Here is a 19171-nt window from a genome sequence, read left to right on the forward strand (position 1 = left end):
CCCCCCTTTCTCTTTCGCTTATGCGGAATGGGAGTTCCGCCGCCCGCAGGCGACGATCATTCCGCTGTATCCGGAACGGAATGGGGGGACCGAGGGATCCACGACGGTGATCTCGCACCGCTCGCTGTACCGGGCGAGCGTGGCGTGCACATCGGATTCCGCCACGTCGCAGGCCGGATACGACTCGGCGCCGACGTCATATCCGGCGGAACCCCGTACGAAAGCGGCGGCGAACGGCGCGCCGGGCTCCAGCGAGCCGAGGAAACAGGCCACGGCCCGTTCGAACTCCTCGCGGGAGGTGGACATCGACTCGGCCACGAAGAACATGGTGCCGATCTCCCAGCCGGCCCGGGGCAGGTCGAACAGGTTGCCGTGCTCCACCCGGCTCAACGAGCCCAGCAGGGAGCGGGGTTCGGCTATGGCGCCGTAGGCCGGGCGCTCGGCGAGGATGTCCCAGAACTGGCTCCACAGCCACTCCCCCCGCTCCGACATCAGCGCCCAGTCCTGCCGCTTGAGCCACTCCACGTTCGCCGCCGACCGGTCGCACAAGGTGATCTCGTGACACCAGGGCAGCAGGGAGAGCGCGGGATAGAGGTTCGCGCCGGTGCCGACATCGATTCCGCGTAACGGAATACGCCCGTCAGCGTCGAAATGAGTGGCGAAATGATCACGTACGATCGCGAGGATCAAGGAATCCTCGGCGGTCACGCAGCGGTAGTTGACATCCACGTACGCACGTGCGTCGAATGAATCCCACGGAGCGTCGTCATTGAGCACCTGTACAAGCGGCTCACGCACTCTCTGCCCCCTCGCATCGATCGTCTCATGGTATGAGGGAATGCCCCGTTCGGGGCCACAATCAACTCACGCTTCGAGGAACGGCAATGATTCGACCCATCGGTGACACCGTCGCCGCAGATCCCGCCCAGGTGCGGATGCGCGCCGCGACCGAGCAGGACCTGCCCCGGCTGGCCCGCCTCGACGCCCACATCTTCACCGAGTTCGCCTACCCGTTCTTCGTGCTGCGGCAGCTGATGGACGTCTGCGGGGACGACTTCCTCGTCCTCGACGACGGCACCGACCTGCTCGGATACGTGCTCGCCGGCACCCGCTCGGACCGCAAGCGGAGCTGGATCCTCGGGCTGGGCGTGGACGAGCGGCTGCGCGGGCAGGGCATGGGGCGCCGGCTGATGGAGGCCGCGCTGGAGATGATGCGCGCGGAGGGCGTGGTGGAGGCGGCCCTGACGGTGGATCCGGCCAACGCGCCCGCCCTCGCGCTGTACGGCTCGTTCGGTTTCGTCCAGACCGACGACCGCGCGGACTATTTCGGCCCCGGCCAGCACCGCCTGATCATGGTCCGCCCGGTGTGAAACCGGAGTGACGGAATCCGCCGCCGCGACGCTGACCGAGAGGACACCCCGGCCGGGCGCCCGGCCCCGGCGAGGCGATCGCGACGGGACGCGCCCGGTAATCGGGTCGGGCAGATTCGGTGGAGATTACGGCACCGGAACTTACTGCACCGTAAGTAATCTGCCCGACTCCTCCGCGTACAAGCGCATTTACGGGGCGCTGACGGCCCCAAAGGTGAGGATTGCTCGGTTTCGCACCCCCTCCCGCCCGCTCGGTCGGTGGGGTAGCTTTCACGGCGCTGTGCGGAGCGCCACTGAGGAGCAGAAGCGGGGAGCGGGTTTGCGCGAGTTCACCAACCCTCCGTTGGCGTCGGCGCCGCCGGTGGGCGGTCTGGCCGACACCGTCTTCGAGCGTGCCCAGTCGGACCCGCTGCACATCGCGCTCGGCCGCAAGGACGACTCCGGGCAGTGGCGGGACGTGACCGCCGCCGAGTTCCGTGACGAGGTCCTCGCCCTGGCCAAGGGCCTGCTCGCGCGGGGCATCCGGTTCGGCGACCGGGTCGCGATCATGTCCCGCACCCGCTACGAGTGGACCCTGTTCGACTACGCCTTGTGGACCATAGGTGCCCAGGTGGTGCCGGTCTATCCCACCTCCTCCGCCGAACAGTGTTTCTGGATGCTCTACGACGCCGAGTGCACGGCGGCCGTCGTGGAGCACGAGGACCACGCGATGACCATCGCCACCGTCATCGACCGGCTGCCCCGGCTGCACCAGCTGTGGCAGCTGGACTCGGGAGCCGTGCAGGAGCTGTACGACGCGGGCGCCCACATCGAGGACGACCTGGTGCACCGCCACCGGCAGGCGGTCACCCCCGACTCCGTCGCCACGATCATCTACACCTCGGGCACCACGGGCCGTCCCAAGGGCTGTGTGATCTCGCACGGCAACTTCATGTTCGAGGCGGACACGGTCGTCGACCGCTGGGAGCCGGTGTTCCACGCCAGGAAGGGCGACGACGTCTCGACCCTGCTGTTCCTGCCGCTGGCCCATGTCTTCGGCCGCATGGTGGAGGTGGCCGCGATCCGTCACGGCGTCCGCTTCGGTCACCAGCCGCAGCTGAACGCCGCCGCCCTGCTGCCCGACCTGGCGGCCTTCCGGCCCACGTTCATCCTGGCGGTGCCGTACATCTTCGAAAAGGTGTTCAACGCGGCCCGGCGGAAGGCGGAGAAGGAGGGCAAGGGCGGCCCGTTCGAGAAGGCCGTCGAGATCGCGGTCAGGTACGCGGACGCGGTGGAGGCGAAGGCCTGGGGCACCGGTCCTGGACCCTCCGCGGGCCTGCGGATGCAGCACCAGCTGTTCGACAAGCTGGTCTACTCCAAGGTTCGTGCGGCGATGGGCGGCCGGATCCGCAACGCGATGTCCGGCGGTTCCGGCATGGACCGCCGGCTGGGTCTGTTCTTCGCGGGCGCGGGCGTGCAGATCTACGAGGGCTACGGTCTGACCGAGTCGACGGCGGCGGCGACCGCCAACCCGCCGGACCGCACCCGCTACGGCACGGTCGGCCAGGCCATCCCGGGCGTCACCGTGCACATCGCCGACGACGGGGAGATCTGGCTGCACGGCCAGAACGTCTTCCAGGGCTACCTCAACAACCAGAAGGCCACCGACGCGACCCTGCACGACGGCTGGCTGGCCACCGGCGACCTGGGCTCCCTCGACGAGGACGGCTTCCTCACCATCACCGGCCGCAAGAAGGAGATCCTGGTGACCTCCGGCGGCAAGAGCGTCTCGCCCGGGGTGCTGGAGGAGCGGGTCCGCGACCATCCGCTGGTCAACCAGTGCATCGTGGTCGGCAACGACCGCCCCTACATCGCCGCCCTGGTCACCATCGACCAGGATGCGGTGGAGCACTGGCTGCAGATGCGCGGCAAGCCGAAGCTGTCCCCGGTCCAGCTGGTGCGCGACGCCGACCTGGAGACGGAGGTGCGGCGCGCGGTGGTCGCCGCCAACACCCTCGTCTCGCAGACCGAGTCGATCCGCACGTTCCGGATACTGGCCCAGCCCTTCACCGAGGAACACGGTCTGCTGACCCCGTCCCTGAAGCTGAAGCGCAAGGCCATCGAGAACGCCTACGCCAACGAGGTCGAGGCGCTCTACCGGGCGTGAGGGCCCGTCAGCCGATGTTCACGCGGAAGATCTGGTCGGATCCGTCCGGCTGGTTGCCGTTGTTGTCGCAGTTGGTGGTGGACAGCCACAGCTGGTCGGCGCCCGGCACCTTGGTCACCGTGCGCAGCCGGCCGTACGTTCCCACGTAGTACGCGCTCGGGGTGCCGACGCTCTCGGTGTCGCCGTTGATCGGGATGCGCCACAGCCGTTCGCCGCGCAGGGACGCCATGTAGACGACGTTGCGGACGATGGCGATGCCGCTCGGAGATGCCTCGGAGACGTTCCAGGTGGCCTTGGGGTTCGTCATGCCGGCGACACCGCAGATGCCCTCGCAGGTGGGCCAGCCGTAGTTGGCGCCGGGCTTGATGAGGTTCAGCTCGTCCTTGGAGCTGTTGCCGAACTCGGCCTCCCACAGGCGCCCGCTGCGGTCGAAGGCGAGACCCTGCGGATTGCGGTGACCGAGACTGTAGACGTAGTTCCCGAACGGGTTGCCGGGGGCCGGCTTGCCGTCCGTCGTCATCCTCAGGATCTTGCCGTTGAGTGAGGTCTTGTCCTGCGCCAGGTCGGGCGTCTGGGCCTCACCGGTGGAGACGTAGAGGTAGCCGTCGGGGCCGAAGACCAGACGGCCGCCGTTGTGATAGCGGTTCTTCTTGATGCCCTGGAGCAGGATCTTGTAGTCGCTGAGCTTGGTGCCGTCGTAGGTCATGCGGACCACGCGGTTGCCTTCGGACGCGGTGTGCATGAAGTAGACGTAGTGGTTCGTGTCCCACTTGGGGTCGACGGCGACGCCGAGGAGCCCGCCCTCCCCGTTGGTGGTGACGGCATTGGGGACGGTGCCGACCTGTGTCCTCGTGCCGTCCTTGGTGACCTTGAAGACCCGGAAGTCGTCCCGCTCGGTGACCAGGGCGGTCTTGCCGTCGGGCATCCAGTAGGTGCCCCAGGGGATGGTCCAGCCGGTGGAGAGCGGCGCGATCGAGGACGGTACTCCGCCGTCGGTCGCGCACGCCTTCGTGGTGAAGGTGACCGTGTCACTGGGTTCGGAGACGTTGCCGGCCGCGTCGCGGGCGACGACGTTCAGGCTGTACGGGCTGTCGCAGGCGAGCCCGGTGAGCGTGGTCGACGTGCCGCTGGTGACCGTGTCGTAGACGGTGGTGTCGCTGCGCACGTCGTAGGCGACGACCCCCTTGTCGTCGGTCGAGGCGCCCCACTTCAGATCGGCGCTGTTCGCGGTGACGTTGCTCGCGGAGAGCGTGCCCGGCTTGCTGGGCGGAGTGGTGTCGGAGCTGGGTTCGGTGGTGCAGTCGACGACCGGGCTGGCGAGGGAGGTGTTGCCCGCCGCGTCCCGGGCGATCACCGTGAGGTTGTAGTCGGTGTTCGGCGTGAGCCCGGTCAGCGCCTTGGATGTCGAACTCCCGGGCGCCTCACCGATCTTGTTGCCGTGCTCGTAGATGTCGTACGCGCTCACGCCCACGTTGTCCGTGGACGCGCCCCAGGCCAGGGTCAGCGCGTTCTCGCCGATGTCCGAGCAGCTCGGCTGTCCGGGGCGGGTCGGGGCCTGGGTGTCGGTGGCCGCGTCGAGGCTGACGCGGTCGAGGTTGGGGCCGCCGCCCGCGGTGGTGGCGGTGGCCCGGATCTTGTCGGTGCCCGCGGTCAGCGGGACGTCGACGGTCTTGGTGACCCAGGTGTTCCAGTCGGCGGTGGCCGGGAAGGACACGGCCGGGGCGACGACCGTGCCGTTCACGGAGATGTCCATCGGCCGGTCGACGGAGGTGCCGTTGGCGTAGCGCAGGGTGAGGGCGGAGGTGCCGGCGGAGGCCGCGCTCACCGTGAACTCCACGTAGGAGCCCTTGACGTTGGTGTAGTCGACGAAGCCGGTGCCGGTGTACCCGGTGTGGCTGGTGGAGACGGTGCCCTGCGAGATCTGGGCGTCCTCGGCCTGGTAGTCGGTGGCGGCGAGGGCGGTGCCCTGGCCGAGACCGGCGAGCGGCAGCGCCAGGGCCACCGCGACGCCGTACGGCAGAACTCTTCTGATGTTCACGGATGTTCCCCTCAGCCCGTGTACTGGGTGAAGACCTTGAGGTAGTCGTACGGCTGCTGCGTCACGCCGCTGCAGGAGTCCCCGGCGGTGCCCGAGCCGCAGCCCCGGTCACGGTTGACGGCCCAGTAGGTGAGCCGCCCGATGTGGTGCTGCTGGGCGTACGCGAGCATGGTCCTGAAGTCGGCCGGCCGCACCAGCTCACCGGAGTCGTCCGTCTTGCCGTTCATCGACGACAGCCCGATGTGCGCGTAGGCGGTGGCGTCGCTGTAGCCGTACGCCGACTTCACCTGGGCCTTGAGGCCCTCCATGGCCTTGGTGGTGAGACTGCCCATGTTCGTGGTGCCGCCGCCGAAGTCGAACGGCATGACGCACCAGACGTCGTTCGCCAGACCGGAGTTCGCCGCCCGCTTGATCATGTCGACGCCGGTGGAGTCCGGGCCGCTGGAGGTGGTGCCGAAGGTGATGACGGTCTTCAGGCCCGGGTTGTTCGCCTTCACCGTCTTCAGCGCGTCGACGACCCGCTGACGCACGGTCGCGTTGGACCACTCGGTGTTCTCGATGTCGATGTCGAGCGCCTTCAGCTTGTAGGCGTTGACCACCTTCTGGTAGGCGCCGGCCAGCGCGGAGGCGCTGGAGCACTTCTCGCCGAGCTTGTTCCCGCTCCAGCCGCCGACGGAGACGACGACGTCACCGCCGGCCGCTCTGATCGCGTTGATCGTGGACTGGTCGCTGCCGCCGGTCAGCGGGCGGGAGCCGTCCCACTTCGGGTTGCAGGTGCCGTCGGAGAGGACGAAGGCGAGGGTGAACCACTTGACGCCGGTCGCGGACATCACGGAGGTGGGGTTCTGGGGGTTGCCCCAGCCGAGGTACTCGTAGGGGGCCACGGCGAAACCGGGGGAGGCCGCGGCTGCCGCGGATGACTCAGATGCCGCGGATGCCGCGGAAACGTTCACGTTGTTAACCGGTTTCACACGGATCAGCCGTGTTTCGCCCGGTCGCAGGGTCGCGCTGTACGAGTCCGCGATCACGCCCTTGTCGGAGCCGGACCACAGGTCGGTGACATCGCCGGAACCGGTGAAACCGACCTGCGACCAGTTCACACCGACCGTGCTGGTGCCGGAGGTCCCGGTGTTGAACAGTGCCACCACGTAGTCGCCGCTGTTCTCCCGTTTGCTCCAGACCTGCTTGACACCGCTGTTCACAACCCGCTTCGCGGCCACCCCGTCCTGGTCGACCCCGATCAGCCGGTCGTTGGTCAGCATCGCCTTGTCGACGGGGTCGAGTTGTGTGAGGTCGGTGCCGAGCAGCAGCGGGGCCGCCGCCATCGACCACAGCGTGAAGTGCGAGCGGCGCTGGTCGGCCGTCAGGCCCACCTGGTCGCCGTTGCCGATCTCCAGCGAGTCCAGGTCGTTCCAGCCGCCGGGGCCGGCGTACGGCTGCCAGGAGGCGGCCGAGTCGAACCGCTTGGAGACGTGGGACCAGTCGGTCAGCGGATAGCCGCTGCCGTTGCTCCCCGGCCCGCAGTAGCACTCCACATCGCCCTGGGTGCGCCAGCTGTTGGCCAGTTTGCGCCAGGTGGCGGCGTCGGCGATCGGGAGGTTGTTGGACAGCGCGAAGTTGATGGGCCGTCCGCTCGCCCGCAGCGCCGTGTCCCAGGCCTGGACGTCGGGGATGTCGGCGCTGCCCACGCCGTCGATCTTCAGGTAGTCGACTCCCCAGGACGCGAACTGCCTGGCCCAGGAGTTCACGAACTCCTGCGCGCCCGGCTTGGAGTAGTCGATGGCGTACATGTTCTTGCAGTTGTAGTTCTTCTCGGCCGTGGAGGTGTCCGCGATGTCCTTCGCGTGGTACGAGGTCCCCTCGATCGGCGTGTTCCTGGTGACGGCGTTCTTCGCGATGCCCGGAGTGACGTAGAAACCGAACTTCAGGCCCTTGGAGTGGACATAGTCCGCCACCCCCTTGATGCCGTCGGGGAACTTGCCGGTGTCCACGGCCCAGCGGCCGTAGTCGTCGACGACGAAGCCGTTGCCGTCGCACTTCTGCCAGAAGTCGTCGAGGTTGACGTAGACGAAGCCGTGGTCCTTCAGGCCGCTGGAGGCCAGCGCGTCGGCCTGCGCCTCGATCTTCGCCTCGGTCGGCCAGCGACGCACGAAGCTCCAACTGGACCAGCCCATCGCGGGCCGCACGGACCGGCCGTTGTCGGAGGCGGCGGCCGGATGGGCGGTGCCCACGAGCGGCACCGCCGCAGCGAGAAGCAGGCCCGCCGCAGCGGCCGTGAGCGATCTGACCCGGATCATGACTGTCCCCCGTTCGCGGGTGTGGCGTACGACGTACCGATCCACGCCTCGTCGATCCGCAGTCGCTGGTAGCGGGTGGTGTCGGTGGAGGCGGCCCAGGTGGTGTCGACCTCGAGCCGGACATAGCGGGCGCCCGCGGCGGTCAGGTCGATGCCCTGCACTCCTCGGCGGCTGGGCAACTGTCCGGTCCTGACCGCGCTGCCCCAGGTCGAGCCGTCGTCGCTCAGGAAGACCTTGTAGTCCTTGATCCGCGCCGACTGCTCGGTGGCGGAGCGGGCGTAGGCGACGGAGTCCTCGCGCTGGTTGAGCCCGATGTACTGCACCTTCTTCGCCGAGCCGAGGTCGAAGGTGAGGTTCACCGGCAGCGTCTTGCCGTTGTCCCAGTAGGTGAGGTAGTCGCCGTCACCGGCCGCCGCTGCGGCGTGTCCGCTCGCGGAGGCGCTCGCGGTGACCTTGACGCCGGTGAGGATGCCCTCGCGGCCGGCGGTGGTGACCTTGAAGACGGTGTCGTACGGGTCCCAGGAGCCGAGCCCGCTCAGGGTCAGCGCACCGCCCGACTGCGACCACGAAACCGCCTGGCCCGTGCGGAGGTTGGTGACGGAGGCGACGCGGTAGCCGTTGTCCCGGACGCGCAGGGTGCTGGTGCTGGGCGGGGTCAGGACGTGGACGTACTGCCGGTTCGCGTCGTCCTTGGCGATGGTCGTGACGCCGTACGCGCCGTCGTTCCAGGCGCCGGGCTTGAGGCCGCCGTACATGTAGCCGCCGCCCTCGGTGCCGTGCAGGGACTCCCAGACGGGGTCGAGGTAGGAGTTCGCGAAGTTGTTGAAGGAGGCCTGGTTCGACGGGAACTTGCCGTTGACCTGGGCTGTTTCGGCCATCAGCGCCTTCACCGAGGAGCCGGCGTTGGTGATCAGGCGGCCGAGGGTGAGCTGTTTGTCGACGGTCGGGTCGGAGCCGTCGTACCACCAGGCGCCGGTCGAGGGCAGCTTGAAGTCGGCCTCGGTCAGGCGGGGTTGGGCGGTGTAGAGAGCCTGCGGGTAGTCGTAGGCCGGGGTCATGCCCGTCTTCTGCTCATTGCTGATCATGTCCATGATGGGCGTGTCTTCGTTGTTGTTGCTGAGCGTGTAGTTCGGGCGCTTGTCGTAGATCTGCTGGTAGAGGTTGTGGCTCTCCCAGTAGGGGTTGTCGTTGTCGATCCAGAAGCCGCCGAGGTCGGGATAGCGGTCCATGACCTCGAAGAAGTTGTCGTAACTGAACTGCCCGAAGCCGTCGTTGGTGGTCAGGTCGACGTTCTTGCCCTTGTAGGCGGAGTACGCGGCCGAGTCGAGCCACTCGTGGCCGCCCTCGGCGTGCCACTGGGGGTCGTTGGTCATGTAGAGGATGACCTTCATCCCCTTGGCCTTGGCGGCGGTGATCAGCTCGCCGAGGAAGTCCCGCTTGGTGGAGCAGGAGCCGGGAATCTTCGACGGCCAGGGGCGGGCGTAGCCGAGGCGGCTGTGGAAGGTGGCGAGGACCAGGTACTGGGTGTGCAGTTTCCGGGCCTCGTTCACCCAGTAGTCGGGGGTCCAGCCGCCGCTGGTGACGTCGTTCTCCCAGGCGGAGCAGTTGGTGTGGGCGGGGGCGGTGCGCAGGCCCCAGTGCAGGAAGAGGCCGCCGACGGAGTTGCGGAGGAAGTCCTGGCGGGGGTTCTCCAGGTCGAGCGGCTTGGCCGCCGCAGTGCCGCAGTCCTGACTCCCCGAGACCCGCAGGGCGCCGCCGGAGGTGTTGTGACTGTCCGTCAGGCACGCGCCGGTGACGCTTTTGAGGCCCACGTCGAACGGGGAGTTGCCGCCCTTCTGCGCGGTGAACCGGGTGAGCCGGATGCCGTCGGCCGCGTCGGCGATGAACGCGGGCCGACCGTCGTCCGCGGCGAATCTCACCGAACTGTCGGTGAACTGGACGTTGTCGGCGTCGTGCAGGTACCAGCCGTAGGCGGGCCGGGTGCCGATGCTGTTCGGGTTGTAGTCGGTCGCGGTGTTGCTGGGCACGCCGGTGGACAGGGTGCCGTTGCCGCCGGGGACGGTGATGTTGACGTCGGTGAAGGTCACGCCGTTGATGCGGTGGCCGGTCTCGCCCCACAGGGTCGGGCTGAAGGAGGGGCTGTTGCCGGTCGCCGTGATGTTGTCGTAGGTGACGTCGCTGATCGAGCCGACACCCGGACTGTTGCCGCAGCGCTCGCGGGTGCCGATCTTCTGCATGATCGGCGAGTGGACGTTCGTCATCGTGATGTCGCGGTAGTGGACGTCGGAGATCTTCGAGCCGTCCATCGAGACCATGCCGAGGCCGGACTTGTCGGCGCCGTCGATGACAATGTTGTCGAACTGGTAGTCCGAGAAGTCGCCACAGGTTTCCGAGCCGAACATCAGGGCGTTGCAGCACCTGGCCCCGAGGGTCGAACCGCTCACCCGCACACGGCCGTTGGGCAGCTTGGCGCCGAGCGCGTAGTCGCTCTTGAAGACGAGGGCGTCGTCGTTGGCGTGGATCGTGGCGTTGGTGATGGTGGCGTCGGTGGTGGAGATGACGTTCCAGCCGTCGCGGTCGCTCGCGGTGTCGATGGTCAGGTGGTCGGAGGTCACGTTGGTGCAGCCGTTGGTGAGGGCGGCGAAGTGGCCGCCCCGGCGCAGGGTGAGACCGTCGCCGATCCTGAGCCCGTCGCACCGGGTCAGCGAGATGATCTTGTCGGCCTGGCCGGACTTGGGGTTGCCGGTGATCAGGTTGCCCGCTCCGTCGATGACGCCCTGACCGACGAAGCCGATGTCGGTCAGCCTGTCCCCGTAGATCATCGCGTCGTGGAAGTGGCTGTGCCCGTAGTCCTGGTAGGCGTCGTACGGGTTGGCCTCGGCCTTGTCGTAGGTGCCGGCGTTGGAGCCCTGGAGGGTGGCGCCCTTGTCGAGCTGGAGCGTCACATGGCTCTTCATGTGGAGGGTGTTCTTCGACTTGTAGGTGCCGGAGGGGAAGCGGACGGTGCCGCCGCCCGCCGCGCTCGCGGCCGTGATCGCCTTGTCGATGGCCGGGCTGTCGTTGGTGGAGCCGTCGCCCTTGGCGCCGTAGTCGCGGACGTTGTACTCGGCGGCGGCGCGAGCGGCGGAGTGCGGGGCGGCGAGCGCCGCGGGGTGGGCGAGGCCGAGGACGACGGCCACGACGAACAGAAGGACGGCCGCCGCTCGACGGCGCGAACCGGTGGGGGACTTCATGGGACGGCTCCTCACACCAGTTGGTAACCACGGAGGTTGGTGAGCAGCAGGTAGGTGTCCTGCAGGGACCCGGAGGTGTCACCGAGGGAGCGGTAGATGCCCCACTTCGGGCGCACCCGGTCGGCGAGGAAGGTGTCGACGCCGGTCTTCGACACGTCGATCACGGTGGAGCCGCCGGACCTGAGGATCCAGCGGACCGAGCCCGCCGAGCCGTTGCCGACCCTGATCTGGAAGTCGACGTCGGTCCATTTGTCGTGCAGCGGGTCCAGGTCGGCGCGGCCGACGACGATGCCGTCCGTGGCGAGGTTCAGCTCGATGGTCTGCTTCCCGTTCACCCGGCGCAGCGACTGCGTGACGATCGGGGAGGAGCCGGTGCCGGGCTGTTTCATCTGCATGATGTGGGTGAAGGTGGTGGTCGCCTTCAGCGAGCCGGGGATGTACATCGAGTAGGTGACCCGCCAGGTCTGGCCCTGGTTCCACGTGAGGTAGCCGCTGGAACTCGTGCGCAGACCGGTGACCTCCTGGCGCTGCCGGTCGGTCATGGTGTCCCGGTCGACCATGTGCATGTTGAAGCGCCAGTTGGCGCCGGTGGCGAAGATGTGGGGATGCCCGGCGGGGTGCGAGTCCGCGCGGTCGTCCTCGACGGTCTCGAAGGCGCCGAGGCCGTCGCGGCTCGCCGAGGGAGCCCACTTCTGCTGCCAGGAGGCGGCGTCGGCGGTGGCGGGCAGTCCCAGCGCCGTCCCGGCCGCGCCCGCGACCGCGGCACCCAGCAGTGCCCTTCTAGACGTGCTCATGACACTAATCTCCTCGCAGTTGTTCGTTCATGATCAGGAAGGCGCCCAGGCCGTGGAAGTCGTTGGTGGCCCGGGTGCGGCCCACGTAGTACGCGTAGTCGCCGACGTTGGTGCCGACGGAGATGTCGGCGAGGTTGGTGCGGCCGTCGGGGCCGACCGAGAGCCTCGCCAGCACGCCCTGGTAGCCGCGCTGCGCGACGGCGGCGTAGTGCGGGTCGAGGTAGCCCTGCTGGGCGCCGCGCGAGAGGGCGTAGGTGAACATGCTGGAGCAGGAGGTCTCGGTCCAGTTGTCGGACCGGTCCCCCTTGTCCATCACCTGGAACCAGCGCCCGGTCGCGGGGTCCTGGTACTTCTCCAGAGCGGCGGCCAACTTGCGGAAGATCGACAGGAGTTGGGGACGACGGCGGGGCTGGTTCGCCGGGATGGCGTCCAGGACGTTGACCACCGCCATGGAGTACCAGCCGACGGCCCGGCACCAGTGCTCGGGAGCGAGCCCGGTCTGCGGATCGGCCCAGCTCGCGGTCCTGGACTCGTCGTAGGCGTGCCGGAGCAGTCCGTTCGCGACCTGCAGATGAGTGCCGTAGACGTACAGCTGCTCGGCCGCCTCGTCGTCGGTGTAGGCGCTGTCGCCGAACTCCTTTCCGTACTCGACGAGGAACGGGTTCACCATGTAGGCGCCGTCCGCCCACAGCTGGTGGGCGCGGCTCGAGCTGTCGGCGTGCCAGAAGCCGCCGTCGGCGGTGCGCGGGTAGGCGGTGAGGCGGTCGCGGATCTTCTGGGCCGCCCTGCGGTAGCGGTCCTGGCCGGTCTCGTGGTGCAGGATCACCAGCAGCCGGCCGGCCTGCATGCTGTCCAGGCTGTCGAAGGACTGGCCGATCGATCCGTCGCTCTTCACGAAGCGGTCGACATAGCTCTTGATGTAGGTGAGGTAGCGGGTGTCGTGGGTGCGCCGGTAGGTGAGGTACTGCCCGTACAGGTACAGCCCGACCGGGTACGACCAGCCGCCGATGTCGCTCGGCGTGTAGCGGGCCATGGTGGAGTCGACCACGGCGGTGGACCAGTCGGGGGCCACCGTGCGCCGGGCGGCCGGGCGCGAGGCGTTCGCCGCGGCGGCGGGCGCCGGGACCGCCGTGGGCAGGGCCGCCAGCACGACGGCGGCGAACCCGAGCGCGGTCATCGCCGCGCGCGGACGTCGACGGCTCATTTTGCTCCTTCTCGGTAGACGTAGGCGGGCCGTCGGCCCGCGAGCGGAGGATCGTCGGCCGCGCCGCCCCGCCCCCGCACCAGGTCTGCCACGAGGTGGTGGTCGGGGGCGTGGCGGCAGGCCGGGTCGGTGCGGGCGGGGTCGCCGGTCAGGGCGTGGGCCTGGCAGCGGCAGCCACCGTGGTCCGTGGTGCGCAGGGCGCAGTCGCGGCAGGGGGAGGGCATCCAGGACTCGCCGCGGAAGGCGTTGAAGGCCTTGGAGTCCCGCCAGATCCAGTCGAGTCGGTGGCTCTTCACGTTCGGGGGGTCGAGGTCCGGCAGGGCGGCCGCCGACGGGCAGGGCAGCACCGTGCCGTCGGGGGTGACGGTGAGGGAGACGCGGCCCCAGCCGCCCATGCAGGGTTTCGCCGTGGCGTCCAGGAGATCGGGGGTCACCCAGATCAACTCCAGGTCGCCACCGAGACGCCGGCGCCAGCGCAGCACCTTTCGCCGGGCCTGTTCGAGCTGGGCGCGGGTGGGCAGCAGTGCCGCGCGGTTGCGCAGGGCCCAGCCGTGGTACTGGGTGTTGGCCAGCTCGACGCGGTCCGCGCCCCAGGCCACGGCCAGGGCGATCAGGTCGTCGATGGCGTCCAGGTTGCCGTGGTGCAGGACGACGTTCAGACCGAAGGGCAGGCCCGCCGCGCGGAGCAGGCGGGCGGCCCGCTCCTTCGCCCCGGCGGAGCGGGCGCCCGCGATGTGTTCGGCACGCGCCGCGTCCGTGTGCTGGACCGAGAGCTGCGCGCTGCGCAGACCCGCGTCGACCAGTTCCGTGAGCCGCCGCTCGGTCAGTCCCACCCCGCTGGTGACCAGCTGTGCGTACAGGCCCGCCGTGTCGGCGGCGGCGACCAGGCCGGGCAGGTCCCGGCGCAGCAGGGGCTCGCCGCCGGACAGATGGGTCTGTACGACGCCGAGGGCGGCCGCCTGCCGGAACACCGAGGCCCACTGCCCGGTGTCCAGCTCGGCTGACCGACCGACCAGTTCGACGGGGTTGGCGCAGTACCCGCAGCGCAGCGGACAGCCGTGCGTCAGCTCGGCCAGCAGCGCCCACGGGGGGCCGGGGGGACCGATGGGGGCGACGGTCATGTCAGCCAGCCCTCCTTGCGCAACCGTCCGAGGAACTCCGGTACTTCGCGGGCGACCGGCGCGCCGGGGAACCGCGCGGACAGCTCGGCGACGATCTCGCCGACCTCCCGGCTGCCGTCGCACAGCCCGAGCACACCGCCCGCCCGGCCGTGCAGCACGACCACCCGCTCCGGCAGCAGCAACAGGTCACGGCCGCGCACCCGGTCGTACCGCAGGACCACGCCACGGCGGAGGGCTGGACACCAGGTCATGGCCCGCTCCGGTCCACGGCGTCCAGCAGTGCCCACAGCACCTCGCACTTGAAGGCCAGCGCGGACACCGCCCGCTCCTGCTGCTCCCGGGTGCGGGCCCACGACAGGACGAGGGCGAGCGCCTCCTCGCCGTCACGGGCACCCTGGGTGACGCGGGTGCGGAAGTAGTCGAGTCCGGCCGGGTCGATCCACGGGTAGTGGCGTTCGAAGGCGGCGATGCGGGTGCGCATCAGGTCCGGCGCGGACAGTTCGGTCAGTGAGGCGGCGACGGCCTCCAGGGCGGGGCGCAGCCGGCAGAAGGTGACGTACCCGTCGACCGCGAACCGCACCCCGGGCGGCACCCGGGAGCCGTCCCACAGTTCCCCGCGGGTCAGGCCGGCCGCCTCGCCGAGCCGCAGCCAGCGTTCGATGCCGCCCTCCCCCTCGGCGGTGCCGTCGTGGTCGCGGATGCGGCGCAGCCAGGCGCGGCGCTGCTCCGGCCGGTCGAGCTTGGCGAGGATCAGGGCGTCCTTGACGGGGATGTGCCGCTGGTAGTGGAAGCGGGCGGCGATCCAGCGACGCAGTTCGGCGGTGGTCAGCTCGCCGCGGTGCATACGGACGTTGAAGGGGTGCCGGTCGTGGTAGCGCTCCCCGGTCACGGCGCGCAGCCGCCCCGTGAACTCCTCGTTCGTCCAGGGGGGCGACGGTGGCGCCGCCGTCCCGCAGGGGTGTCGTGGTCATGGTGCGGCCGCCGAGGGGTCAGCGGTCGGCGAGGGCGTAGGCGGTCACTTCGAGGGCGGTCTCCACCACATGGAAACCGGGGCTTTGCCAGACTTTTTCATCCGATGTTTCCTGAACCGACGGCTCCGTCTGAGGGTCCTCGACCAGGGTCTCGTTCATGTGGGAGTACCTGCTTTCCCGAGGGTGGGGAGGGTTTCCGGGCCAGATAGGCACGGCTGTTCACATCCCTGCACCGAGTTCAGCAGAACGTTCGGTGGCGCGATACAGAGTCGCGGCATGACGGCCCGCGGTCAATGGTCCGGACCGATGAGGTCCGATGCATTTCTGGCCAATCTCGTGGTACCCGTCACTGACTCGCCAGTCAGTGACGGTGGATTTCCCGGTCAGGAATGCATCACGGCTCGTGATCGTTGACGATGGGAGTACCACCTGTCGACAACCGAAGGATCAAGAGCTCGTGAGCAGCAAGGTCCCCCCGATCATCCTCAACAACGGCGTCGAGATGCCCCAGCTGGGCTTCGGCGTCTGGCAGGTGCCGGACGACGAGGCCGAGTCCGCCGTCACCACGGCTCTGGAGGCCGGGTACCGCAGCATCGACACAGCGGCGATCTACGGCAACGAAGAGGGCACCGGCAAGGCCATCGCCGCCTCCGGCCTGTCCCGCGAGGACATCTTCGTCACCACCAAGCTCTGGAACAGCGACCAGGGGTACGACTCCACGCTGCGCGCCTTCGACGCGTCGCTGGAGAAGCTGGGCCTGGAGTACCTGGACCTGTACCTGATCCACTGGCCGCTGCCCGCCCGTGACCAGTACCTCGACACGTACAAGGCGTTCGAGAAGCTGCTCGCCGAAGGCCGCGTGCGGGCGATCGGCGTCTCCAACTTCCTGCCGGAGCACCTGGAGCGGCTGATCGCCGGGACGTCGGTCGTCCCGGCGGTCAACCAGATCGAGCTGCACCCGCACCTCCAGCAGCACGCCGCGCGGGACTTCCACTCGGCGCAGGGCATCGCGACCGAGGCGTGGTCCCCGCTCGGCCAGGGCAAGGGCCTGCTGGAGGTGCCGGCGATCGTCGCCATCGCGCAGAAGCACAACCGCACCCCGGCCCAGATCGTGCTGCGCTGGCATCTGCAGCTCGGCAACATCGTGATCCCCAAGTCCGTGACGCCGTCCCGGATCAAGGAGAACATCGAGGTCTTCGACTTCACCCTGGACCCCGAGGACCTCGCGGCGATCAGCGCGCTGAACGAGGACCGGCGCCTGGGCCCGGACCCGGCCACCTTCGACGTGGGCTGAGGCCCGCACGGTGCGCTGAGGCCCGCGCGAAAGCGGCGGCGGTCCGTCCCGGCCGGGACGGACCGCCGCCGTTCTCGCGCCCGCACCTCGCTTGCGCCGCAGCTCCCCCGAACCGGTCGATTCAGTCGGGCCACACGTCCGCGTGGACGACCTCGAACTCCTCCAGCCCGGTCACCGTCACCTGCGCCTTGTCCGCCCCTCCGCGCCGGGCCGCCGCCTGTCCCGCGCGGGACGCGGCGAGGGAATCTCGGTCGACGAAGAGCACGCCGACCATGCCGCGCCCGCGTTCGCGGTCCACGAACAGGACGGTCCTGGCGAACCCGGAGAACGTCTCCAGCCGGGGCACCACCGTCGCCCGGAAGGTGTCGGCGAGCAGATCGGCGTCCGCCGGGTCGAAGTCCAGCCGGGTCAGGCGCAGTCCGCCGCCCACCCGTGGGTGCTGGGCGGCGTGGAAGACCGGCACCTCGTAGTTCTCGACCGAGACCGTCCCGGCGAACGGCTCCAGCAGGGCCGGCCGCCGCTCGCGCATCACCTCGTCGCTGTTGCGCCGGGCGTGCCGCGAGTCCCACCAGCTGATCGCCAGCAGCTTGCCCAGCTCCCGGTCGACGAAGACGCCCGCGCCACGGTAGCCGGGACGGTCTTCGAGCAGATCGCGCCCCTCGCTGTTCAGGGCGCGGAGAGCCGAGTCGATCTTCGTGGGATCACCGGTCACGTACACGCTGCGTACGAACATCACGCCTCGCCTCCCGGAAACGGCCGGAGTTCGGGGCGGACCTGGCGCGAGACATCCGCCCCTTCCAGTCTTCTCCTGCGAACAAATCGTCGCAATACGCCGGAATAGGCTCGAATCCGCACCTGTGGGCGGGAGTTCACACCCAGGGCTTGACGCGGACATGCAGTCGGGGCCACCTTGTACGGCACCCGGTAAGGAAACTTTCCTAACAGAAGGGTCCCCCACAGTGCGCCTTCGAACACTGACCCTCGCCGCGGCCTCCGGGGCCGCCCTGCTCGCCGCCGGAGTGCTGCCCGCGCACGCCAGCGGCACCGGCGCCACCACCGGCACGAAGACCCCGGCGTCCGCCCAGGAGGGCTCGGTCAGCGCGGCCGACCTGCTCGCCAAGGTGAAGTCCTGTTCGCAGATATCCAACGGCAAGTACAAGACCGACGACGAGACCTCGGCCACCGTTCCCGTGTGCGGCAAGAACGGCGCGGTGTTCTGGAAGGCCGACATGGACATCGACTGCGACGGCCAGCGCACCACCAACTGCAACGAGAACCGCGACCCCTGGTACCAGAACGACACGGCCTTCCACCAGTCCGACGGCAAGCCGCTGAAGGCCGAGTCGCTCCCGTACATCGTCGTGCCCAGCTCCAGCGGCATCTGGAACTACTCCAGCGCCGGCATCAAGGGCGGTGGCGTGGTCGCCGTCATCTACAACAACAAGGTCGAGTACGCCGTCGTCGGCGACACCGGCCCCACGAAGATCATCGGTGAGGCGTCGTACGCCACCGCCAAGGCGCTCGGCATCGACCCCGACCCGGCGACCGGCGGCGCGGACTCCGGCGTGACCTACATCCTGTTCAAGAACTCCAAGGTGTCCCCCATCGAGAGCCACAGCGCGGCGGTGTCCCTCGGCGACCAGTTGGCCCAGCAGTTCCTCGCCAACAACTGAAGGCGCGGGCCGGGCCAGGGACCGGACGGCCCGATGCCGCTACACCGGACGGACAGCCGTGTGCACCGTGTACGCCGTCAGGACGAACAGATCCGGGCGGCGGTGCACACTCGCCGGGTCGGCCGCGTCGAGGAGGCGGTCCAGGGTGGCGAGGTCGTCGGCGTCCAGGCTCTCGGCGCCAACGTCGGCGCGCAGTCGTGACAGGTGCGCGGCGACGTAGGCGCGGGTGCGGTCGGAGGCCGGGGCCGGCAGGTCGAGGAGGAAACTGCGGGTGCGGGTCTGCTTGAGGCCGGCGGAGGTCAGCAGCGCCGGCCAGTCCTCGGTCTCGGCGACGGAGCCGGGCAGGTCGGCCCGCATCCGGGTGAACCACTCCTCCTGCACCGCGTCGAGCCGGGCCTGCAGTCCCGGCCGGCCGATGCCGAGGTCGCGGGGCAGGAAGCGGGAGGGCAGACCGCCTTCGAGGAGGGCCAGGGTGCCGCCGGGCGCCAGCCGGGCGGCGAAGGCGGCGAGCGCGGCCCGCTGGTCGCCCAGGTGGTGCAGGCTTCGGCTGGCCCACATCAGGTCGGCCGGATACTCCAACTCGGCTAGCACCTGCGGCAGTTCACCGGAGAGGGTGTCGAAGCGGTCGGCGAAGCCCCGGCGGGCGGCCCGGTCGCGGGCGCGTTCCAGCAGCGGCCGCGCGCTGTCGACGGCGAGGACCCGCGCCCCGGGAAAGGCCTCGGCGAACAGACAGGACACCACACCCGGTCCGCTGCCCGCGTCGACGATCAGCCCCGGCTCGGTCACCTCCCGCGCCAGCCAGGCGATGGCCCGCTCGTAGAGCGGCGTGAACAGCTCCGCCTGCGCCTCCAGCAGGGGGGCCATCTCGCTCCAGTCGAGATCCGTGTGGTGGTGGTCGTGCGCCATGGGAGTCAGCCTCTCGTCCGGGTGCCGTCAGCGTGCGCCGACGCACCGGACGAGGGCCACTCCTGTTGCCGGTACGGCAAAAAACCGGACGCGGCTCGCCTCCCCGGGTTCGCGGTCCGCCGGG

At 69.4% G+C, this 19171-nt stretch carries 16 protein-coding genes; 4 read left to right on the forward strand and 12 right to left on the reverse strand.

Features of this window, described 5'->3' with window-relative positions; all coding sequences use genetic code 11:
• Window positions 1-18 precede the first annotated feature (18 nt).
• A complete protein-coding gene (locus ACFYMM_RS08935; RefSeq protein WP_388385124.1) occupies window positions 19-798 on the reverse strand; it encodes an SCO2525 family SAM-dependent methyltransferase in 780 nt (259 codons plus the stop codon).
• 86 nt (window positions 799-884) lie between these two features.
• Between ACFYMM_RS08935 and ACFYMM_RS08940 the strand changes: the two genes are divergently transcribed.
• Both ACFYMM_RS08940 and ACFYMM_RS08945 read left to right on the forward strand, forming a co-directional pair.
• A complete protein-coding gene (locus ACFYMM_RS08940) occupies window positions 885-1370 on the forward strand; it encodes a GNAT family N-acetyltransferase (RefSeq protein ID WP_388385125.1) in 486 nt (161 codons plus the stop codon).
• Window positions 1371-1689: 319 nt separating this feature from the next.
• Complete coding sequence (locus ACFYMM_RS08945; protein WP_388385126.1) at window positions 1690-3516, forward strand: AMP-dependent synthetase/ligase; 1827 nt, start codon at window positions 1690-1692, stop codon at window positions 3514-3516.
• A 7-nt stretch (window positions 3517-3523) separates the two neighbouring features.
• Here the strand turns inward: ACFYMM_RS08945 and ACFYMM_RS08950 are convergent, their stop codons facing one another.
• The 9 genes from ACFYMM_RS08950 to ACFYMM_RS08990 all read right to left on the reverse strand — a co-directional run bounded on the left by ACFYMM_RS08950 (window position 3524) and on the right by ACFYMM_RS08990 (window position 15333).
• Entirely contained in the window at window positions 3524-5554 is a 2031-nt protein-coding gene (locus ACFYMM_RS08950) for a PQQ-dependent sugar dehydrogenase (protein WP_388385127.1), read from the reverse strand.
• A gap of 11 nt (window positions 5555-5565) precedes the next feature.
• Window positions 5566-7851 (reverse strand): alpha-galactosidase, encoded by a 2286-nt coding sequence (locus tag ACFYMM_RS08955; protein ID WP_388385128.1) that lies wholly within the window; start codon window positions 7849-7851, stop codon window positions 5566-5568.
• Window positions 7848-11084 (reverse strand): glycosyl hydrolase family 28 protein, encoded by a 3237-nt coding sequence (locus ACFYMM_RS08960; protein WP_388385129.1) that lies wholly within the window; start codon window positions 11082-11084, stop codon window positions 7848-7850. The genes ACFYMM_RS08955 and ACFYMM_RS08960 overlap by 4 nt, the downstream gene beginning before the upstream one ends.
• Before the next feature lie 11 nt (window positions 11085-11095).
• Entirely contained in the window at window positions 11096-11878 is a 783-nt protein-coding gene (locus ACFYMM_RS08965) for a Tat pathway signal sequence domain protein (RefSeq protein WP_388385130.1), read from the reverse strand.
• Between the two features lie 4 nt (window positions 11879-11882).
• Window positions 11883-13082, reverse strand: a complete 1200-nt coding sequence (locus ACFYMM_RS08970) for a glycoside hydrolase family 105 protein (RefSeq protein WP_388385131.1) — start codon at window positions 13080-13082, stop codon at window positions 11883-11885.
• Window positions 13079-14203 (reverse strand): pyrroloquinoline quinone biosynthesis protein PqqE, encoded by a 1125-nt coding sequence (gene pqqE / locus ACFYMM_RS08975; RefSeq protein ID WP_388385132.1) that lies wholly within the window; start codon window positions 14201-14203, stop codon window positions 13079-13081. The genes ACFYMM_RS08970 and pqqE overlap by 4 nt, the downstream gene beginning before the upstream one ends.
• Entirely contained in the window at window positions 14200-14454 is a 255-nt protein-coding gene (gene pqqD, locus ACFYMM_RS08980; RefSeq protein WP_388385133.1) for a pyrroloquinoline quinone biosynthesis peptide chaperone PqqD, read from the reverse strand. The genes pqqE and pqqD overlap by 4 nt, the downstream gene beginning before the upstream one ends.
• On the reverse strand, window positions 14451-15092 hold the full coding sequence (gene pqqC / locus ACFYMM_RS08985) for a pyrroloquinoline-quinone synthase PqqC (RefSeq protein ID WP_388385134.1): 642 nt from the start codon (window positions 15090-15092) through the stop codon (window positions 14451-14453). The genes pqqD and pqqC overlap by 4 nt, the downstream gene beginning before the upstream one ends.
• Window positions 15093-15192: 100 nt before the next feature.
• Window positions 15193-15333: a pyrroloquinoline quinone precursor peptide PqqA gene (locus tag ACFYMM_RS08990; RefSeq protein WP_388385135.1), complete on the reverse strand. Its 141-nt coding sequence runs from the start codon at window positions 15331-15333 to the stop codon at window positions 15193-15195.
• A 298-nt stretch (window positions 15334-15631) separates the two neighbouring features.
• Between ACFYMM_RS08990 and ACFYMM_RS08995 the strand changes: the two genes are divergently transcribed.
• Window positions 15632-16468 carry an aldo/keto reductase gene (locus ACFYMM_RS08995; RefSeq protein WP_388385136.1) on the forward strand — a complete coding sequence of 279 codons (837 nt, stop codon included), beginning with the start codon at window positions 15632-15634 and terminating at the stop codon, window positions 16466-16468.
• Window positions 16469-16589: 121 nt separating this feature from the next.
• Here ACFYMM_RS08995 and ACFYMM_RS09000 read toward each other — a convergent pair whose 3' ends face one another.
• A complete protein-coding gene (locus ACFYMM_RS09000; RefSeq protein ID WP_388385137.1) occupies window positions 16590-17201 on the reverse strand; it encodes a hypothetical protein in 612 nt (203 codons plus the stop codon).
• A 226-nt stretch (window positions 17202-17427) separates the two neighbouring features.
• On the opposite strand from ACFYMM_RS09000, the gene ACFYMM_RS09005 reads away from it, so the two are divergent.
• On the forward strand, window positions 17428-18141 hold the full coding sequence (locus ACFYMM_RS09005) for a glycoside hydrolase family 75 protein (protein ID WP_388385138.1): 714 nt from the start codon (window positions 17428-17430) through the stop codon (window positions 18139-18141).
• 39 nt (window positions 18142-18180) lie between these two features.
• On the opposite strand, the gene ACFYMM_RS09010 is transcribed toward ACFYMM_RS09005, so the two are convergent.
• Window positions 18181-19047 carry a class I SAM-dependent methyltransferase gene (locus tag ACFYMM_RS09010; protein WP_388385139.1) on the reverse strand — a complete coding sequence of 289 codons (867 nt, stop codon included), beginning with the start codon at window positions 19045-19047 and terminating at the stop codon, window positions 18181-18183.
• Between the last annotated feature and the right edge of the window lie 124 nt (window positions 19048-19171).

The sequence above is a fragment of the Streptomyces sp. NPDC006739 genome, assembly GCF_042869815.1.
Taxonomy (GTDB): domain Bacteria; phylum Actinomycetota; class Actinomycetes; order Streptomycetales; family Streptomycetaceae; genus Streptomyces.